Source organism: Arthrobacter nitrophenolicus (assembly GCF_000332815.1).
Lineage (GTDB): Bacteria > Actinomycetota > Actinomycetes > Actinomycetales > Micrococcaceae > Arthrobacter > Arthrobacter nitrophenolicus.
This window is the reverse complement of sequence record NZ_AOFD01000049.1, coordinates 1-18,549: the sequence shown is the minus strand read 5'-3', so window position 1 is coordinate 18,549 and position 18,549 is coordinate 1. Positions and strand designations below refer to the sequence as shown.

15 protein-coding genes and 2 pseudogenes are annotated in these 18,549 nt (G+C 67.9%); 10 read left to right on the top strand and 7 right to left on the bottom strand.

Annotated elements, in window-relative coordinates; translation table 11 throughout:
- Positions 1-69 precede the first annotated feature (69 nt).
- The 4 genes from G205_RS15805 to G205_RS15790 all read right to left on the bottom strand — a co-directional run bounded on the left by G205_RS15805 (position 70) and on the right by G205_RS15790 (position 4,557).
- Positions 70-909 carry a type IV toxin-antitoxin system AbiEi family antitoxin domain-containing protein gene (locus tag G205_RS15805; RefSeq protein ID WP_009358866.1) on the bottom strand — a complete coding sequence of 280 codons (840 nt, stop codon included), beginning with the start codon at positions 907-909 and terminating at the stop codon, positions 70-72.
- Positions 910-1,337: 428 nt separating this feature from the next.
- A complete protein-coding gene (locus G205_RS15800; protein ID WP_035753408.1) occupies positions 1,338-2,438 on the bottom strand; it encodes a polyprenyl synthetase family protein in 1,101 nt (366 codons plus the stop codon).
- Positions 2,435-3,775: a geranylgeranyl reductase family protein gene (locus G205_RS15795; RefSeq protein WP_009358864.1), complete on the bottom strand. Its 1,341-nt coding sequence runs from the start codon at positions 3,773-3,775 to the stop codon at positions 2,435-2,437. The genes G205_RS15800 and G205_RS15795 overlap by 4 nt, the downstream gene beginning before the upstream one ends.
- 5 nt (positions 3,776-3,780) lie before the next feature.
- On the bottom strand, positions 3,781-4,557 hold the full coding sequence (locus G205_RS15790; protein WP_235046978.1) for a demethylmenaquinone methyltransferase: 777 nt from the start codon (positions 4,555-4,557) through the stop codon (positions 3,781-3,783).
- A 128-nt stretch (positions 4,558-4,685) separates the two neighbouring features.
- On the opposite strand from G205_RS15790, the gene G205_RS15785 reads away from it, so the two are divergent.
- From G205_RS15785 to G205_RS23050, 7 genes and pseudogenes are all read left to right on the top strand, one after another.
- A complete protein-coding gene (locus tag G205_RS15785) occupies positions 4,686-6,092 on the top strand; it encodes an isochorismate synthase (RefSeq protein WP_009358862.1) in 1,407 nt (468 codons plus the stop codon).
- Positions 6,093-6,273: 181 nt separating this feature from the next.
- Positions 6,274-7,076 (top strand): annotated as a pseudogene (locus G205_RS15780) (ABC transporter substrate-binding protein).
- 126 nt (positions 7,077-7,202) lie between these two features.
- Positions 7,203-7,994 (top strand): amino acid ABC transporter permease, encoded by a 792-nt coding sequence (locus G205_RS15775; protein ID WP_035753405.1) that lies wholly within the window; start codon positions 7,203-7,205, stop codon positions 7,992-7,994.
- 11 nt (positions 7,995-8,005) lie between these two features.
- Positions 8,006-8,806 (top strand): amino acid ABC transporter ATP-binding protein, encoded by an 801-nt coding sequence (locus G205_RS15770; RefSeq protein WP_009358860.1) that lies wholly within the window; start codon positions 8,006-8,008, stop codon positions 8,804-8,806.
- 253 nt (positions 8,807-9,059) lie between these two features.
- Complete coding sequence (locus tag G205_RS15765) at positions 9,060-10,274, top strand: aminotransferase class I/II-fold pyridoxal phosphate-dependent enzyme (protein ID WP_009358859.1); 1,215 nt, start codon at positions 9,060-9,062, stop codon at positions 10,272-10,274.
- Complete coding sequence (locus G205_RS23055; protein WP_235046974.1) at positions 10,271-10,801, top strand: VOC family protein; 531 nt, start codon at positions 10,271-10,273, stop codon at positions 10,799-10,801. The genes G205_RS15765 and G205_RS23055 overlap by 4 nt, the downstream gene beginning before the upstream one ends.
- Positions 10,801-11,118: a VOC family protein gene (locus tag G205_RS23050; RefSeq protein WP_235046972.1), complete on the top strand. Its 318-nt coding sequence runs from the start codon at positions 10,801-10,803 to the stop codon at positions 11,116-11,118. The genes G205_RS23055 and G205_RS23050 overlap by 1 nt, the downstream gene beginning before the upstream one ends.
- Before the next feature lie 18 nt (positions 11,119-11,136).
- On the opposite strand, the gene menD is transcribed toward G205_RS23050, so the two are convergent.
- The 3 genes from menD to G205_RS15745 all read right to left on the bottom strand — a co-directional run bounded on the left by menD (position 11,137) and on the right by G205_RS15745 (position 16,239).
- Entirely contained in the window at positions 11,137-12,888 is a 1,752-nt protein-coding gene (gene menD, locus G205_RS15755; RefSeq protein ID WP_035753424.1) for a 2-succinyl-5-enolpyruvyl-6-hydroxy-3-cyclohexene-1-carboxylic-acid synthase, read from the bottom strand.
- A 97-nt stretch (positions 12,889-12,985) separates the two neighbouring features.
- On the bottom strand, positions 12,986-15,061 hold the full coding sequence (locus G205_RS15750; RefSeq protein WP_035753402.1) for a PhoX family protein: 2,076 nt from the start codon (positions 15,059-15,061) through the stop codon (positions 12,986-12,988).
- Between the two features lie 167 nt (positions 15,062-15,228).
- Positions 15,229-16,239, bottom strand: coding sequence for an o-succinylbenzoate synthase (locus tag G205_RS15745; RefSeq protein WP_009358856.1), 1,011 nt, complete (start codon positions 16,237-16,239; stop codon positions 15,229-15,231).
- A 94-nt stretch (positions 16,240-16,333) separates the two neighbouring features.
- Here G205_RS15745 and G205_RS15740 point away from each other — a divergent pair, with 94 nt between their 5' ends.
- From G205_RS15740 to G205_RS15730, 3 genes and pseudogenes are all read left to right on the top strand, one after another.
- Positions 16,334-16,669 carry an ArsR/SmtB family transcription factor gene (locus tag G205_RS15740; RefSeq protein ID WP_009358855.1) on the top strand — a complete coding sequence of 112 codons (336 nt, stop codon included), beginning with the start codon at positions 16,334-16,336 and terminating at the stop codon, positions 16,667-16,669.
- A gap of 15 nt (positions 16,670-16,684) precedes the next feature.
- Complete coding sequence (locus tag G205_RS15735; protein WP_009358854.1) at positions 16,685-17,191, top strand: SRPBCC family protein; 507 nt, start codon at positions 16,685-16,687, stop codon at positions 17,189-17,191.
- 102 nt (positions 17,192-17,293) lie between these two features.
- Positions 17,294-18,198: pseudogene (locus tag G205_RS15730) on the top strand (phosphatase PAP2 family protein).
- The last annotated feature ends 351 nt before the right edge of the window (positions 18,199-18,549 follow it).

The following is an 18,549-nucleotide window of genomic DNA, read 5'->3' as shown; positions in this document are numbered from 1 at the left end:
CACGGACACGCCGTGCTCCGGGCCTGGTTCCCCGTTTGTGCCTGCCAAAGTGCCCCACGACGGCGGCACTCAGCAGGGATTGAAGGCTCCCCGCCGGCTCTGCTCCAGCACGGCCAGTACCTGGGCCACCATGCGCTCGGGGTGATGGACGACGTCGGCGTACCCGAACCGAAGGCAGAGGAGTCCACCGATAACGGTGGCATTGTTGCGTGCCCGGTCTTTCTTGACCTGCTTGGGCTCCAGGTGCGTGACGCCGTCCGTCTCCACCACCAGGCACTCCTCAATCAGGAAGTCCACTTCGCCCACGCCGGGAACCTGGACATGCCGCCGGACATGCAGGCCAGCCCTCCGGAAGTGGTAGTTGGCCAGCACCTCCAGGAGCGAGTCCGCGCGTGGAATCACGTAATCCAGGACGGCCCTGGCGCGCGCGTTGCGGTTGCCGGGAAGCTTGCGCCGCAGGAAGTCCAGGGTGACATCGCCCTGCTGAAGTGGGGTTTGCACCAAGACCAGCGCCTCGATCTCAGGCAAGCAGTGCAGGGCATGGATCAGGACATCGGCCAAACCCGCAACCGGCAGCAGCGGGTGGACCCGGTGAAGGAGGCGGCCGTGGGTCAGTGTTCCCGGAACTGTCTTCTTGTGGCCCGGACTCAGATGCGCCACCTCAGCCTCCCGCAGGGCCCACAGCCCATAAATCGGCGCCGCCGACAGGCAGGTCAGCCGTGCATTGTGCCGCAGCGCCAGCCCGAGTACTCCTCCTTCATCCGGCAGGCTGTAAACGCCGCGGCGGACCCGGGTGATCTGGTTGGCCTCGAGTGCTTTCGCCAGCCGGGTTCTGGAATATCCGGCCTTCGCAAGGGCGGCTGTGCGGGCGGCGCCACCCCGCTGGCGGAGGAAAGTGTCAATGTCCATGAATCCACGGTGGCCGGACCACTGGTTCTCGGGCAGTCAGGAGCTGTCATATGTGGACAGTGCGACGGTCGCGGGGCACATCGACACGGACTCGCCGGGAGATTGGACGCCGGGTCTAAATCAAGGGCTCAATGTGCCCCATGACGGACGGCAGGAGGCGCCGAAAACACTGTGACACCGGCAGTAAATTATCGCTTGCCTTTTGTGACAGATCTGTCATAGACTGTTTCCGGATCCGCTAAACGCCTCCGGCGGGTCTGATGCGAACGGAGAGATAGTCCCGGTTCAAAGCAATGCAAGTTGCCGCGGACCGGGGCTATCCCGTTTAACCGGCGCTACCGGATTGTGGGTCGGCAGCGCCGGAAAAGCAGAAGCCCGGCGCCTGGGGGGAGCCGGGCTTCTGCCATGGAAACTGGCTGGTGCGGGATCTAGCTGGCGCGGTCCACCACGGCCAGCGCAAAGTTGCTCAGCGACTCCTTGACCACGCCCTCGGGCAGCGGCGCCAGCGCGGCGATCGCCTCGTTGGCCCATTTCCGGGCCACCACCCAGGACTCGGCCGTCACGGGGTGCGCGCGCAGCCCGGCCACGGCCTCGGCCAGCGCCTCGTCCGAGCTCAGGTCCCCGTCCACCAGCTTGAGAAGTTCGACGGCGGACTGGTCGCCGTCCTCGGCAGCCTTCCGCAGGAGCAGCACGGGCAGGGTGGGCACACCTTCGCGGAGGTCCGTTCCGGGCGATTTGCCGGACTTGACCTTGACCCCGGTGACGTCGATGACATCGTCGGCGAGCTGGAAGGCCACGCCCACCTTCTCGCCGTATTCCACCAGCACGGCTTCGTAGGCGGGATCGGCCTGGGCAAAGATGGCGCCGAGCTGGCCGGACGCCGCAACCAGCGAACCGGTCTTGTCAGCGATCACCGAGAGGTAGTGCTCCACCGGGTCCTCGTCCGGCCGCGGGCCCACGGTTTCATGCAGCTGCCCCAGGCAGAGCCGCTCGAAGGTGCGGGCCTGGATACCCAGTGCGCGCGAGCCCAGCTCGGACACCAGGATGGAGGCGCGGGCGAAGATCAGGTCGCCGGTGAGGACCGCCACGGAGTTGCCCCACACCTCGTGGGCCGTGGGGGCACCGCGGCGGAACGGCGCGGAGTCCATGACGTCGTCGTGGTACAACGTTGCCAGGTGGGTCAGTTCCACCACGACGGCGGCCTGCACCACCGCAGGCAGGGAGGCGTCGCCCAGGTGGGCGCACAGCAGGGTGAGCAGCGGCCGGATGCGCTTGCCGCCGGCCTCCACCAGGTGGCGCGACGTCGCGTCAGCCAGCGGGTCCGAGTTGGCAATGGCCTCGCGGAGCTTCTTCTCCACCTTGGCCAGGTTGTTGGTGATGGCCGGGCCCAGTTCTGCATCTTCGGCGATGGCGGCGAATCCCGCAGGGAGCTGGAGTCCGGTGGCAATGGCGCTGGTGTTGAGGCTTGGTTCAGCGTCGGTCATGCCGTGTCCGGCGTGGGTCCAGCTGTGCTCTGCGGGTTTGGTCACGGGTTAACCCTAACTTTTTGTTGCGGATACCGCTGATTGGATGCTGCCGGGGTGGGCGATGTATTGGATGTGGCCGGGACAAGCGACTCGAGGACCCGGATCACCCGGTCCTCGAAGCCCTTCGCGGACGGGTCCGTCAGGTTGGCCAGCAGCTGCACCACGAACCGCATCAGCACCGGGATGGGCATGCCGGTACGCAGTGCGAGCTTCATGACCACAGGCTTGCCGATCAGCGCGGCGAACACCCGGCCCAGGGTGAAGTGGGAGCCCCACTGGCCCCGCACGTAGTCCGCGTAGCGCGCCAGGTGCGCGTCGGCGTCGTACGTTCCGCCCGAGGAGGCAAGGCGGGCGGAGGCGTCGATGATGAACTCGGCGGCGAAGCGTGCGGACTCCATCGCGTAGGAGATGCCCTCGCCGTTGAACGGCGAGACCATGCCGCCGGCGTCGCCCAGGAGGAGCAGGCCGGGTGAGTAATGCGGGGTGCGGTTGAAGCCCATGGGCAGGGCGGCGCCGCGGATCTCGCCCACCTGGTTTTCGGGCGTGAAGCCCCAGTCGGCGGGCATGCCGGCGGTCCATTCGCGCAGGACCTGCTTGTAGTCGAGCTTGCCGAATTCCTTCGAGGAGTTCAGGATGCCGAGGCCCACGTTGGAGGTCCCGTCGCCGACGCCGAACACCCAGCCGTAGCCGGGCAGCAGCTTGCCGTCCCGGCCGGGAAGCTCCAGCCAGCCTTCCATCCAGTCGTCGTCCGTGCGCGGGGAGGTGAAGTAGGTGCGGACCGCCACGCCAAGCGGCCGGTCGTCACGCTTCCGGATGCCGAGGGACACAGCGGTGCGCGTGGAGTTGCCGTCCGCAGCGAGTACGACGTCGGCAGGAAAGTCGCGCGTCTCCCCCGTCTTGCGTCCGGACTCGTCCAAAAGCGCTGCGCGGACACCGGTCACGCGGCCGTCTTCCGCATGCAGGGCATCAGTGACGCTGTGCCGCTCGAGGATGGTGGCACCCGCGGCCTGGGCGTGGCGGGCCAGTTCCTCGTCGAAGCCCAGCCGGGTGCGGATCAGGCCGTACTGCGGGAAGTCGGACACCTCCGGCCACGGCAGCTCGATGGTCCGGCCGCCGGCGATCAACCGCAGGCCCTTGTTCCGGCGCCAGCCGTCGTTCTCTGGGTGCGGCAGGCCAAGCTTTTGGATCTCCCGGACGGCGCGCGGGGTCAGCCCGTCACCGCAGACCTTCTCCCGTGGAAACGACGTCTTTTCCAGGACCGTGACCTCGAGCCCGGCCCTGGCGAGGTAATACGCAGCGGTGGATCCGGCCGGACCCGCACCGACAATCAGTACCTTCACGCCGGTCAGCGGGTGATGTTGCGGCGGAGCTTGGCCACCGGGCCCTTGTGCGCGGCGATGGCGGCAGCAGCGCCGTCGGGCGTCCTGTCGGCCGCCTTGAAGGCGCGGTGCACCGCCACGATCCCGCCCGTGAGGTTGCGGTAGGTGACGTTTTCCCAGCCGGCGTCCTGCAGCCACGCTGCCAGGTGGTCCTGGTCCGGCCAGGCGCGGATGGACTCGGCAAGGTAGACGTAGGCGTCAGGGTTGGAGGCAACCTTCACCGCAATGGCCGGAAGCGCGCGCATAAGGTACTCGGTGTACATGGTGCGCCAGAGCGGAACCACGGGCTGGGAGAACTCGGCGATGACCAGGCGGCCGCCGGGTTTGGTGACGCGGAGCATCTCCTGCAGTGCCTTCTTGGGTTCGTTCACGTTGCGGAGGCCAAACGAAATGGTGGTGGCGTCAAACGTGTTGTCAGCGAACGGCAGGTTGGTGGCGTCGCCGGCGATGAAGTTGATGTCCGGGCGGCGGCGCTTGCCCACCTTGAGCATTCCCAGGGAGAAGTCGCACGCCACGACATCTATGCCTGCATCGGCATATGGCTCGCTGGAGGTGCCGGTTCCGGCGGCCAGGTCCAGGACGCGCTGGCCCTTGGAGACTTCCATCGCTTCCACCACAACCTTGCGCCAGCGGCGGGTCTGCCCCATGGACAGGACATCGTTGACAACGTCGTACTTCGGTGCGACGTCGTCAAACATGGTGGCTACTTCGTCCGGACGCTTATCCAAGGATGCTCGGTTCACCATGTCATTGTCTCAAATGTTCGGCTGGCCCCGGACCACCGGCCCTGTGACTCCCGGCCTCTTCCCCCGATGCCCTATGATCTGTCCCCCGAAGCCGGCTTTGCGGTCGGGAGTAGTGTTGTCTCATCATGACGAGCACGATCCGCACCCTGACAGTCCCCCTGGATGGCACCGCATTCCCCGGGGGGCTGCCTTCGTTTCTGGTGCGGGACGATGTCCTTTGCTGGACCCGCCGCGAGGCCGGCCTGGCGGGCTTCGGCGAGATTGCCCGCTTCACGGCCACCGGCCCGGAACGGTTCCTCGAGGCCGACATCTGGTGGCGGCACCTGGTGATTGAAGCCGACGTCACCGACCACGTGGAGTTGCCCGGCACCGGCCCGGTGGCCTTCGGGTCCTTCGCCTTCTCCAAGACCTCCGCGCACGAGTCCCGGCTGATCGTGCCGGAAGTCGTGGTGGGCGTCCGGGACAGCCAGGTCTGGGTCACCCAGCTGACGCTCGGCGACGGCGAGCTCACCGAACAGAGCGCCCTCGCCGCCCTGGACCGCTGGCTCGGCAGCGGCTCCGCGGACACCCCGGCAGCCTTCGCTACCGTCACGACGGCGGCAGCGGACTCCGCCACGGAAGCGCAGCAGGGCGCCGTTCCCGGCCGGGCGGGCGCCGCCGTCGTCCGTCCCCTCCCCCTGGCAGCAGGCGCAACACTCCACACCGGGTCCCTCAGCGAGGAAGCCTGGATGGAGGCGGTAACCGCAGGGGTTGCCGAAATCCGCACCGGGGCGCTGGAGAAACTGGTGCTTGCCCGCGACGTGGTGGCCACCATCCCCACCGGCGTGAACGCGGCGAAGGTGCTGCGCGAACTGGCCGCGCGGTACCGCGAATGCTGGACCTACGGGGTGGACGGGCTGGTGGGCGCCACACCGGAGATGCTCATCCAGGTGGAGGGCCGGACAGCCCAGGCGCGCGTGCTGGCCGGAACGCTGGACCGGCGCGACGCGCACGGCGAGGACGGGCTGCCGATGGACTACGCCACGCGGGTGCTGGCCGGATCCGAGAAGCAGCGGCACGAGCACGAGATTGCCATCCAGTCGCTCACCAAGCAGCTGGCGCCGTTCTCGGAGGCCATGAACGCGCACGATGAGCCCTTCATCCTTGAGCTGCCCAACGTCTGGCACCTGGCCTCCGACGTCAAGGCCGAACTCACCGAAGTGGAAGGCCACGTCCCCACCTGCCTGGCGCTGATCAACGCACTGCACCCCACCGCGGCCGTGTGCGGAACACCCACGCAGGTGGCCGGCGCGCTGATCCGCAAGCTGGAGCACCTGGACCGCGGCCCGTACGCAGGTCCGGTGGGCTGGCTGGATGCGGCGGGGAACGGCGAGTGGGGCATTGCCCTCCGCGGCGCCGTGATCGAGGGGCCGGAGACAGTCCGGCTGTACGCCGGCTGCGGCATCGTGGACGGTTCCCAGCCTGAGGCGGAGCTGGCTGAAACGTGGGCCAAGTTCCGCCCGATGCTGGAGTCGCTCGGCATCAGCAGCTGAGCTGGCCATCCGAGCCCGAGTCTGGAATAGCAGACAACTTCGTGCCCGATACGCTTGATTTCTTGTGTGGTTTAGTTATCCAATAGTGAAACTAAGTTTCCTGTGATGCACATCTCATAATCGGCGCTACACTATGAACCGATTTAGAACCGCATACCCCTGCAACAAAAGGTAAAGAAACATGCAGCTCAAGTCCCTGGCCACGGCCAAGATCACCGCCAAGGCAGCAGCAGTCTTCGCCGTCGGCGCCCTTACCCTCACGGCGTGCGGTGGCGGCAGTTCCACGCCGGCCGCGTCCGAAGGCGGCATCCAGCTGATCAACGCAGGCAAGCTCACGGTCTGCTCCGACATCCCCTACGAGCCGTTCGAGTTCGAAAAGGACGGCCAGACGGTCGGCTACGACATCGACATCGCCAAGGAAGTTGCCAAGGACCTCGGCGCAGAACTCAGCATCGTGGACAGCTCCTTCGAAGCAATCGAAACCGGCACCGCCCTGACCCAGTGCGACCTGGGCATCTCCTCGATCTCCATCACGGACACCCGCAAGTCCGTCATGGACTTCTCCACCCCGTACCTCGACGACGACCTGGCCCTGGTTGCCAGCGAGGACTCGGGCATCAGCAGCCTGGACGACGCCAAGGGCAAGAAGGTGGGCGTGCAGCAGGCCACCACCGGCGCCGACTACGCGCAGGAACAGGGCCTTGAGGCGCAGCAGTTCGAGGACACCGGCCTCCTGGTCCAGGCCCTCCAGGCCGGCACCATCGATGCTGCCCTGGGCAACCAGTCAGTCCTTGCTACGCCATCAAGGACGACCCCAAGTTCAAGAGCGTTGAGGATTTTGCCACCGGCGAGCAGCTGGGGATCTCCGTGAAGAAGGGCAACACCGCGATGCTGGAGAAGGTCAACGGCACGCTTGAGCGCCTGGAAGAGGACGGCTCGCTGGAGAAGTTCAAGACCACCTGGTTCGGCGAAACCGCCAAGTAGCCAGAGCGCGGGCCTGGGGCATCCCTGGCCTCCACGCCCTCGCGGCCCTGAGAACCACGCAGTTGGGGCCCCGGACACGCTGTTCTGCGGTCCGCCCCAGCCACGCATAATGAATGTGAGCACCCCATGGCAATGACCGCACGTCAACGCGCCAGAGTAAGCCTGTACGTCCAGGCCGGAATCTTTGTAGTGGCCATCGCCGCCCTGATCCTGGCCACCGACTGGGAAACCATCGGAAACAGCGTCTTCAACTTCGCCAAAATCGGCCCGATGTTCCCGGGCATCTTCGTCACCGGCCTGGTCAACACCCTGATCTATACGTTCCTGGGCTTCATCGTGGGCCTGTCCGGCGGCCTGCTGCTGGCCCTGATGAAGCTGTCCAGCTTCCCCCTCTACCGCTGGATCGCCACCGGCTACATCGAATTCTTCCGCGGCATCCCGGCCCTGCTGGTGTTCATCGCCTTCGGCTACGGTGTCCCCCTGGCCTTCGGCGTCTCGTGGAACGTCACCGTGATCGTGATGATCTCGCTGGGCATGGTGGCCTCGGCCTACATTGCCGAGACCCTCCGCGCCGGCCTGCAGGCTGTGCCCAAGGGCCAGATGGAAGCCGCCCGGTCGCTGGGCATGCCGCAGTGGCGGGCCATGGTGACCATCGTGATTCCACAGGCGTTCAAGATCGTCCTGCCGCCGCTGACCAACGAAATCATCCTGCTGACCAAGGACTCCTCGCTGATCTACGTCCTGGGCCTGACCGCCTCGCAGTACGAACTCACCAAGTTCGGCCGCGACGGCATCTCCAGCCTGGGCGCCGGCCTGACGCCGCTCCTGGTCGCCGGCGCCTTCTACCTGGTCATCACCATCCCCCTGAGCCTCCTGGCCCGGAAGTTCGAAAGCCGCTCCGCGCGGACCAAGCGATAGGCAGGGAAGCCATGAACGACGTCGTACATCCCGCCGGCAGCACCGGCACCATCCACGCGGCAGGCGTATCCATCAAGGACCTGCGCAAGGCCTACGGCTCCAACGAGGTCCTGAAGGGGATCAGCCTGGACGTGGCACCGGGCGAGGTGGTGTGCCTGATCGGCCCCTCGGGGTCCGGCAAGTCCACCCTGCTCCGCTGCGTCAACCTGCTGGAGCAGCCGAACCAGGGCAGCATCCACGTGGGCGGCTTCGAGGCCACCGATCCGGACGTGGACATCGACAAGATGCGCCGCAAGGTGGGCATGGTGTTCCAGCAGTTCAACCTGTTCCCGCACCTGGACGCCAAGAAAAACTGCTCCATCGCCCAGACCAAGGTCCTCAAGCGCTCCCAGGCGGAGGCGGACAAAGTGTCCATGCATAACCTGGAGCGCGTGGGCCTGGGGCACCTGGCCGACCGTTTCCCGGACCAGCTCTCCGGCGGCCAGCAGCAGCGCGTGGCGATCGCCCGTGCCCTGAGCATGAACCCGGAGCTGATGCTCTTCGACGAACCCACGTCCGCCCTGGACCCCGAGACGGTGGGCGACGTCCTCTCCGTCATGCGGAACCTGGCAAAGGAGGGCATGACCATGCTGGTGGTCACGCACGAGATGGGCTTTGCCCGCGAAGTGGCCGACCGCGTGGTCTTCATGGACGGCGGCGTGGTGGTGGAGGAAGGCGCGGCCGAGCAGGTCATCAGTGCCCCCACCCAGCCGCGCACCAAAGAGTTCCTGCGCCGCGTGCTCGATCCCACGCACATCGAGATCGAAGAGTAGGCCCTCCCCGCTTTTCGCCACGCACAGTCCCCGGCGCCACGGATTTTTCCGCAGCGCCGGGGATTTTGTGCGTCAGTGGGCAATCTGCGCCTCGCTTCCGGGCGGAGCGTACGACGGCGGCACGCGCCTTTCGTGCGGGCATTTACTTCCGCGGTGCCCGGGCACACAATAGGTCCCACCACAGCCCTGGCTCAGCAGCGCGCTGCCCGTCCGGCCGCCGTCCCCACCCGGCGGCGCATCTAGGAGCGCAGACATGAATTTCCAGTCCCCACGACCTCCGGCGGCAGTCTCCGAGCGTGCCGCGCGGCTGGCATCGGTGCCCTCGTTCCAGCGGGTCGACTCCTTCATCCGGCGGTACCTCAACACGGGGAAGGATCAGGGCACCGTCTGCGACTTCACGTTCGGCAATCCCCACCAGATGCCGCCGGACCGCTACGTCAACACCCTGCGGGATGCCTTGGTTCCCCGCGATGACCAGTGGTTCGCCTACAAAACGAACGTGGAGTCGGCTCAGGAGGCCGCCGCGCAGTCCCTTGAGCGGCTGCTGGACGTGCCCTTCAGGACAGAGGACATCTTCCTCACCACCGGCGGGTTCGCCGCGATCGCCCTGGCCCTGAAGACCGTGGCGGATCCCGGCGACGAGGTGGTCTACAGCCTGCCGCCATGGTTCCTGTACGAGCCGCTGATCCTCGAAGCCGGCCTGGTGCCGGTGAAGGTGAAGGTCAGCACCGCCACGTTCGACCTGGACCTCGCTGCCGTCGAAGCGGCCATCACGGAGCGGACGCGGGTGGTCATCGTCAATTCGCCCAACAATCCCACCGGCCGGATCTATCCCCCGGAGCTGCTGCGCCGGCTCGCCGACCTGCTCGAGAGTGCGTCTGCAAGGATCGGGCGGCGCATCTACCTCATCTCGGACGAGGCCTACAACCGCATTGTGTTCGACGGCGCGCGCTTCCACAGCCCCGCGGAGTACTACCCGTACACGCTGCTGGCCTACTCCTACGGCAAGACCCACCTCTCCCCCGGCCAGCGGGTGGGGTACCTTGCCCTGCCGCCGGCCATGCCGCACCGCGAGGAGATGGCACCGGCCATCAGCGGGCTGCAGGTGGCGATGGGCTGGGTCTACCCCAATGCGCTGCTGCAGCACGCGCTTCCCGAGCTGGAGAAGTTCTCCATCGACGTCGGCCAGCTGGAGCGGCGCAGGGACCGCCTGGTGGACGCGCTCGGCAGCATGGGCTACCGCATGCAGCCGCCGGAGGGCACGTTCTACCTGTTCGTGAGCACCCCGGGTCCGGACGACGAAGCGTTCACCGAGTCCCTCGCCCGCCGCGACGTCTTCGTCTTCCCGGGCACGCTGTTCGAGACGCCCGGGTTTTTCCGGATGTCCCTGACAGCCAACGAGGACATGATCGAGCGGAGCCTGCCCACATTCGAGGCAGCGATCAAGGAAAGCAGGAGCGGAACATGAGCGGACGGACGTACCCTCCGGGGGTCCCGTGCTGGATCGACACCACCCAGCCGGAAATCGACGCGGCAGCAACCTTCTATGCCGGACTCTTCGGCTGGACGTTCAGGGAGGCAGCTCCGGGCGGCGGGACGGACCGCTACCTGGTGGCCCAGCTGGACGGCGCGGACGTCGCAGGGATCGCCAGCGGCCGCGAAGAAACAACCGCGTGGAGCACCTACATCGCGGTCAGGGACGCGGACGCAGCGGTGGACCGGCTGGTCGCTGCCGGCGCCGTGCTGCGGGCGCCGGCAACGGATGCGGGCGAGGACGGCCGCAGTGCGGCGCTGGCAGACCCGGAGGGCGCGGAATTCCGCCTCTGGCAGCCGAAGCGGCAGGGCGGGGCGCAGTCCGTCAACCAGCCCGGGACGTGGAACTTCAGCGACCTCCACACACGCAATCCGGAGGCGGCTATCGGCTTCTACCAGGGCGCGTTCGGCTGGCAGGTGGACAAGGTGGGCTTCGGCGCGGACGACGCCGACTTCGGCTGATGGTCCGCGTGCCCGGATACGGCGAGCTCCTTGAAAAGACAGTCGATCCGGACATCAGGGCACGGCAGTCCGAATTCGCGGCTCCACCCGGCTTCGCGGACGCCGTCGCCTGGATCGTGCCCATTGCAGCCGACCGGGTGCCGCACTGGCACGTCACGTTTGCTGTGGCCGACCGGGACCGGACGGCCCTCGACGCCGAACGGCTCGGCGCCCAGGTTCTCCGGCAGGACGATACGGGATGGACGCGCGAGGCCCTGATCCGGGACCCGCAGGGGGCTGTCTTCACCGCCAGCCAGTTCACGCCACCAACAGGCTGACCGGCCCAACAGGAAAACCTACGGGACCAGTACTCCCACCACAGCGGCGGCCACGGCGTCCTTGATCCGCGCGTGCAGCTGCCCCAGGGAATGACGGTCGGTGCGGACTTCCACGATGGTGCGTCCGGACACGGGCCGGGCGAGCGCCTCGGCGAGTCCCGCCGTCGTGCCCACCACCGAATGCCCGACGCCGTACGCGGCGGCGAGTGCCGCGATGTCCACCGAGTGCGGGGTGCCGAAGAGGCGTTCGACGGCGTCTCCGTACTTTCCGCCTTCCTCCACCGCGCCGTGCTCGAGCAGCCCGAAGATGGCGCCGCCGGCATCGTTGAGCACCACCATCCGCAGGTCCGGCTGCTCCTCCCCGGCACCGAGGAGGAGGCCGCCGGCGTCGTGCAGGAAGGTGACGTCGCCCAGCAGGACAGTGGTTTCCTGCCTTCCGCCCAGCGCGATGCCCGTGGCGGTGGAGATGGTGCCGTCGATCCCGGCAAGGCCACGGTTGGCGTAGACGGTGGCGGACGGCTCCGGCGCTGGCAGGCCGGCGAGGTCCACGTCGCGGATGCCGTTCGATGAGCCCAGCAGCAGCTGCCCGCGCGCGTGCCGCCACACCAGCGCACCGACCGAAGGCCCGGTGGCTGCTGCCTCCGCGGCCAGCACACCGTCCAGGGCGTGCTGCGCGGCGGATCCGGCAAGCAGCCAGGTATCCAGCCAGGCGGAGGTGCCGCGGCCGGCGAAGTCGGCGAGGTCGGACAGGTTCTCCAGCGGCAGTTCGGTGCGCCGGCCGGGCTCGTACCAGGCCACCGGAACGGGCTGGTACAGGGCGGACTGGACCTCGGGCCGGGCCAGCAGGGCAGCCACCGGACGGGAGAGGGTGGGCCGGCCGAACAGCACCACGCGTTCAATGGGTTGCGTGGAATCCGGCCCGAAATGTTCCAGCAGCAGCCGGTACGGGCCCACGGCGTTGGGGCCAAACCGGGAGTTGGACGACGGCTCGGCGAGCAGCGGGAGGTTGTGGGCGCGGGCGAAGGCTTCGGCCACGGGACCGGCGTCGTGCCCGGCCAGGACCACGCTGCGCCGTTCCGGCAACTCCTCAGCCACGGGAGGCAGGTTCATGACCAGCGGCTCTGTCCCGATCCGGTAGCGCTGCCGCTCCACCGCCGTCGGGAGGCCCTCGTCCGGGGATGGGACCAGCGGATCCCGGAAGGCGAGGTTGAGCTGCACCGGCCCGGGCGGGATCTCGGCGAAGGCGCCGGTGGCCGCGGAAAGCCCGGTCTGGATGGCACGTTCGGGGTCGCTGCCCGCGGGGACGTCCGCCGCGAACCGGACCTGTTCGCCGAAAAGGTCCGGCTGGACAGTGGTCTGGTTGGCGCCCGTTCCACGGAGTTCGTCCGGCCTGTCAGCGGACAGGACGATCAGCGGCACGGCGGCGTGGTTGGCTTCCATCACCGCAGGCAGCAGGTTTCCGACGGCGGTCCCGGACGTGGTCAGCACGGCGGCCGGGGAACCGGTGGACAGGGCAAGGCCCAGGGCCGTGAAGCCGGCGGCGCGCTCGTCGATCCTGACCAGCAGTTCCACGCGGCCCGCTGCGGACGCCTCGGCCAGCGCATACGCCATGGGGGCCGACCGGGAACCGGGCGAAACCACCACGTGCCGCACCCCGCCGTCGAGCAGGATTCCGACGGCGATCCGCGCCGCCGCGAGGGCGCTGAGCTCAGGGGCGGTGTCCGTAGCGCCCGGGGAAGCGTCGGGGGCAGAGTCGTTCAACGAAGTCACCAAACCAGTCTGCCACCCCCTCCCTCCCTGCGTTGCCCTATCACTTATGGTTCCCAAACAGAGCTTTTAGGGACCAATAGTGATAGGGCAACAGGGGTTAGTCGCGGATGGGCAAGACCTGAATCACGGACGGACGCGGGGCGCGCGCCTGGCCGGGGGCCGGCGTCGTGCCTGCAGCAACGTAGTCCGGGAAGAAGGACACCTGGTTCTCGAAGGTGCCGTCCTCGCCCGGGTGCTGCACGGCGACGAACACGCTGCGCTCCTCGTCATGGATGATGGGGCCGCAGGTCTCGGCGTCGCGCGGGACGGCGAGGAACTGCTCGACCTTGCCGCGCTCGGCGCCCTCCAGCGTGACCTTGAACAGGCCGTCCGCCCGGCCGATGCCGGAGGGGGCGCCGTCGGTGGAGATCCAGAGGTTGCCGACGGAGTCGAACGCCAGGTTGTCCGGGCAGGAGATGGGCGAGACCTTGTCCACCGGGAAGCCGGAGAAGTAGGTGACGTCGCCCTGGGCCGGATCGCCGCAGACCATCAGCAGGTTCCAGGTGAAGGCGGTGGAGGTCTGGTCGCCGGTTTCGGTGATCTCCACAATGTGCCCGTCGCGGTTCTGGTTGCGCGGGTTGACCTCGTTGGCGCCCTCGTTCGTGCCGGTGCCGCGGTTGGAGTTGTTGGTGCAGGCCACGTACACCTTGCCCGTGTGCAGGCTCGGCTGCACGTCCTCGGCGCGGTCCATCTTGGTGGGGCCCACCTTGTCGGCGGCCAGGCGGGTGTACACCAGGACCTCTTCCACGGACATGCCCGGCACGGCGGACTTGCCGTCAAGCACCAGCGGGAGCCACTCGCCGGTGCCGTCGAAGGCGCCGTCGGAGGGGACCGCACCGGTGCCGGTGATTTCGGCGGCGGGCGAGTTGCCGGTGAACTTCGCCACATAAAGGCTACCGGCGGACAGGAGGGTCATGTTGTGCTTGCGGTCGCCCTCGCGGTACTTGTCCTTGGACACGAACTTGTACAGGTAGTCGAAGCGCTCGTCATCGCCGGAGTAGGCCACCACGTGCCCGGACTTGGCGATGATGACGTTGGCGCCCTCGTGCTTGAACCGGCCCAGCATGGAGTGCTTCTTCGGGGTGGAGCTGGGGTCGAACGGGTCCACCTCCACGATCCAGCCGAAGCGGTTGGCTTCGTTCTCGTAGCCGGGGTTGCGGGTGTCCCAGCGCGGTTCGTCCAGTTCCCACTGGCGGGCGGTGGGCTTGGACGTGATGCCGTAGCGCTTGTCGCCGGCGGACGTGCCGTTGCCCACGAAGTAGCCCTGGAAGTTTTCCTCACCGGACAGGATGGTGCCCCACGGGGTGGTGCCGCCGGCGCAGTTGCCCAGGGTGCCCTTGATGAAGCGGCCAGCGGGGTCTTCAACAGTCTTGACCAGGGCGGAGCCGGCGGCGGGACCCGTGAGCTCGTACACCGTCGAGTTCAGGAAGCGGCGATTCAGTTCCGCACCCTTGACGTAGGTCCACGGCTTGTTCTTGTTCTGGCGCTCCAGCTCCACCACGGACAGGCCGTGTGCGGCTGCCCCCACAGCGCGCACCTGGTCTGCCGGCATGGTGGGCGGGAACATGATGGCGTCGTTGGTGTACTCGTGGTTCGAGAACAGCACCGCGCGGCGGCCCTTGCTGCCCGGGATCTCCAGAATGTCCGTGTAGTCGTTGTTGTAGCCGAACTGCCTCTCCTGCGCCGCCGCCGTCTGGTTGGCCAGGTCGAACTCCGGCGCGTCCTTGAACATCGGGTCGCCCCAGCGGATGATCGGCTGCCACGTGAAGCCGTCCGGAACGGTGACGGCGTCAACCATCGCGTCGATGGACGGGATGGCGGTGAACTGGAGCTTGGACTTGCCGAAGCCTTCCTTGGCTGCCTTGGACAGTCCGGCCGCGGAGGCGGAATCGGCGGAGCTCACCGCTGAACCGAGGACGACGGCGAGCGCACCGGCGGCGCCGAAGCCCAGGGCGGCGCGGCGGGACATGGTGGCGGAGGCAATGTCGCGGAAGTAGCTGTTGGAGCTGGTGTTGCAGACGTCGCCGGCGCAGGCGTTGTCGCACTTCAGGGCGCAGGTGACGGCACTACGCTTGCCCTTGGTATGGCCGAGCATCGGCAGCAGCGTGAATTTGCGGGTGGGCGTTTCAGACATGAGGGTGCCTTCCAAAATGTTCCTCTGGGGTCCGTGCCACCCTGTCAGGTGCTTTCTACGGGGAAACGTCAGACAGGTGAAGCCAGGGTTAACCGCATGTGACCTGCAGGAATGTTGCTCGAGTGGGAGAGCGTCCCGGGGGAAGCCGCGGGTAGTGGGAGAGCGTCTCAGGCGGCGAGGACGGCGTGGACCCGGCGCAGCCGGGCCAGCCACCACTCCCGCCGCTCCGCGGAGGCCGCGTACCGCTCCAGCAGCCCGGGATCGGCCGCAACGTCGCGCACGCGGATGGCGCCGTCGTCGGCCGTCAGGGGGTCCAGGGTGACGTCGGACTCGAACAGGGACACCGTCCCGAGTCCGCACGCATACGGCAGTTCGGGCAGTGCGGCGGCCAGAGCGAGGCCGGCGCGGATGCCCACCGAGGTGTCCAGTGCGGAGCTGACGACGGCGGGCAGGCCGGCCTGCGCCACGATGTCCAGGGCGCGCCGCACTCCCCCGAGCGGCGCCACTTTGACCACCACGAGGTCGGCGGCGCCGGCACGGGCCACGCGGAGCGGGTCGTCCTCCTTGCGGACGCTTTCGTCGGCGGCGATCAGCACAGGGGTGCCGGCGGCCCGCAACTGCGCGCGCACTTCCGCGAGGCCCTCGATGGTGGGCACCGGCTGTTCCGCGTATTCGAGCCCGACGGCGGACAGCCGGGTGAGTGCCTCGACGGCCGTGGGCACGTCCCATCCGCCGTTGGCGTCCACGCGCAGGGCCGCATCCGGCAGGGCGGCCCGGACGGCGGCGAGGCGGGCAACGTCGTCGTCGAGGGTATGGCCCTGCTCGGCCACCTTGACCTTGACGGCGTCCACCCGCCCGAACCGGGCCAGCACCTCCGGCACCCGGTCCGCCGGAACAGCAGGTACGGTGGCGTTCACCGGGATGGACGTCCGCAGCGGCGCGGGGAACCCGAGCCAGGCGGCTTCGATGGCGGAGGCAAGCCAGCGGGAGGCCTCGGCGTCGCCGTACTCGGGGAACGGACAGAACTCACCCCACCCGGCCGGGCCCTGCAGCAGCAGCGATTCACGCTCCAGGATGCCCCGGAACTTTACCCGCATGGGCAGGCTGACCACGTGTGCGCCGGCCACAAGGTCCTCCAGCGGGGGCAGGTCCGGCAGGGGCGGGGCGGTGGCAGGCATGGCATTTACCCTACCGGCGCTGCGGACCCTGACGCAGGACGGCGGCCAGGTGAGAGGTCTTCAAAACATATCAATATGGATATATGATTGCAGTATGGCACGCGCAGCTACCACAGAGGACGCCTTCAATGCGGTGGCCGAACCCCGGCGCCGCGAGATCCTTGACGCCCTGGCTGCCGGCGAGCGCACGGTGGGCGAACTCGTGGACCGGCTTGACCTTGCCCAGCCGCACGTTTCCCGGCACCTCCGGGTCCTCCGCGAAGTGGGCGCCGTGCACGTGCGGGACGAAGGCAGGCAGCGCATCTACTCGCTCAACGCAGAGGCCCTGAAGCCCATCTACGCGTGGGTGGCCGGCTATGAGCACCTCTGGGCGGAGCGGTTCGACCTGCTCGAGGACGTGCTCGACGAAATGAAACAGCAGGACAGCTAGAAGAGGAGCAGGGCAGTGGCACAGACAGGCAGCAGCACCATGGACGTCACGTTCCCCAGCGACGAGGAAATCCTGATCACCCGCACGGTCAACGCACCCAGGCACCTGGTCTACCGCGCCTGGACCACGCCCGAGCTCGTCCGGCGCTGGTGGCCGGGCCGCCGGGGCGAGATGACGGTGGCGGACATGGACTTCCGGGTGGGCGGTACCTGGCGGTATGTCATGGTGGCCCACGGCGGGTTCGAGGTGGCCTTCCACGGCACGTACCGGGAGATCGTCCCCAACGAGCGGATCGTGCACACCGAGGTGATGGAGATGCCCGAGACGTCGACGGACGGCGAGGAGGGCACCGTGGTGAACACGGTCACCTTCGAGGAGGCCGACGGCGGCGGCACCACGGTCAGCATCCGCACCAACGCGGGCAGCAGGGAGGTCCGCGACATGATTGCCCAGTCCGGCATGGAGGGCGGCGTCCGCGAACAGTTCGAGATCATCGAGGAACTGGCAGCCGCTCCCGCCTGATCCCGGCTGCCCATCGGTGGCAGTGGATCGCGCCTGCTCCAGCGCGGCGGCACGCCCCGGAGCCCAAGCACTCTCCCAGCTTTCTGTGACACCCTTAAGCCGATGACAATTTCACGGCAGGCAGGCACCAGGACCGCATCCCGACCAGCTCCGGGCTCGGGTTTCCTGTTCATGCTGGCCACCCTGGCCTGCGTCGCCGGACTGCTCGCCACCTACTACTACTTCGTCCAGACCACCACTGGACAGTTCATTGACGAGTCAGCGCTGGTGGAGGCCGTGGAGATCCATGGCCCGGCAGGCAAGGCGAGCACCAGGTTCCTGGACCTGCTGCCCACCATCTCGCTGGTGATGGCCGCCGTCGTGGTGCTGTTCGTGACGGTGATCCGCAAGCGCTGGGCAGAGGCCGGGATTGCCGTGGCGGCCTGCGTCGGCGCCAACGTGGCCACCCAGGTGCTCAAGGCCCTGCTGCCGGCGCGGCCGGATAAGGGCGTCGTGACGCTGGACATCAACTCGCTGCCGTCCGGGCACACCACGCTGGCGGCGTCGGCGGCGGCCGCGGTGTTCCTGATGGCGTCCCCGCGGTGGCGGCCGATGGCGGGCTTTGTTGGCGGCACGTTCGCCATCGCCTCCGGGGTGTCGACGCTGATCAACCAGTGGCACCGGCCCGCTGACGTGGTGGCGGCGTTCCTGCTGGTGGGCGCGTTCATGATCCTGCCGGGTGGCTGATCGTCCGGCGGGGCGCCTGGAACGCCTGGGACGGCTTCGGCGAACACATCGGTTCGGCCCGGATCTGGCTGACGCTGCCGGTGCTGCTGGGACTGGCATCCGCCGCCGTGGCCGTCTACTCGCTGATCCGCATCGCGCCGAGCCCCTGGCAGGAGGCCAGCACCACCAACTACTTCTGGGCCGGGATCTCGCTGATTGTGATTGCCGGGTACCTGGCCACGGTGGCCACCACCTCGCTGTTCGCCTTCGCGGCACGACGGCGGGGCTCCCCAACCCGCTAGACGGAACCGTTTAGAGCACCAGGCCGCGGTCCAGGCTGGCCGCCCGGCCGATGCGACGGTGCCACGCGGCATCGGACACTCCTGCAGGGAATTTGACCGTTTCTTGATGACCTTGGGGGCTCTTTATTGATCCGCCCATTGGATAGTTGCTGTTGCCAGGCCGAAAGGCCCGGCCGGATGGCTCTCCTGCAAGCCATCACTCTCCTGGCGGCGTCTTGAAGTGGGCGCCGCCAGGTACCCGACCTCCGGCCCGCACCTTTTGCGCCCCGGACCCCGTTTTCCTCACAGCGCGCCGCCATGCAGCTCCGCCGTGACCCCCATTTCGCTGGAACGCTGCGCACTCGCTGTATC

Coding starts and splice junctions, on each gene's coding strand:
- G205_RS15805 (WP_009358866.1), bottom strand. CDS start 909: ATGGACATTGACACTTTCCTCCGCCAGCGGGGTGGCGCCGCCCGCACA.
- G205_RS15785 (WP_009358862.1), top strand. CDS start 4,686: ATGACGAGCACGATCCGCACCCTGACAGTCCCCCTGGATGGCACCGCA.
- G205_RS15775 (WP_035753405.1), top strand. CDS start 7,203: ATGGCAATGACCGCACGTCAACGCGCCAGAGTAAGCCTGTACGTCCAG.
- G205_RS15770 (WP_009358860.1), top strand. CDS start 8,006: ATGAACGACGTCGTACATCCCGCCGGCAGCACCGGCACCATCCACGCG.
- G205_RS15765 (WP_009358859.1), top strand. CDS start 9,060: ATGAATTTCCAGTCCCCACGACCTCCGGCGGCAGTCTCCGAGCGTGCC.
- G205_RS23055 (WP_235046974.1), top strand. CDS start 10,271: ATGAGCGGACGGACGTACCCTCCGGGGGTCCCGTGCTGGATCGACACC.
- G205_RS23050 (WP_235046972.1), top strand. CDS start 10,801: ATGGTCCGCGTGCCCGGATACGGCGAGCTCCTTGAAAAGACAGTCGAT.
- G205_RS15750 (WP_035753402.1), bottom strand. CDS start 15,061: ATGTCTGAAACGCCCACCCGCAAATTCACGCTGCTGCCGATGCTCGGC.
- G205_RS15745 (WP_009358856.1), bottom strand. CDS start 16,239: ATGCCTGCCACCGCCCCGCCCCTGCCGGACCTGCCCCCGCTGGAGGAC.
- G205_RS15740 (WP_009358855.1), top strand. CDS start 16,334: ATGGCACGCGCAGCTACCACAGAGGACGCCTTCAATGCGGTGGCCGAA.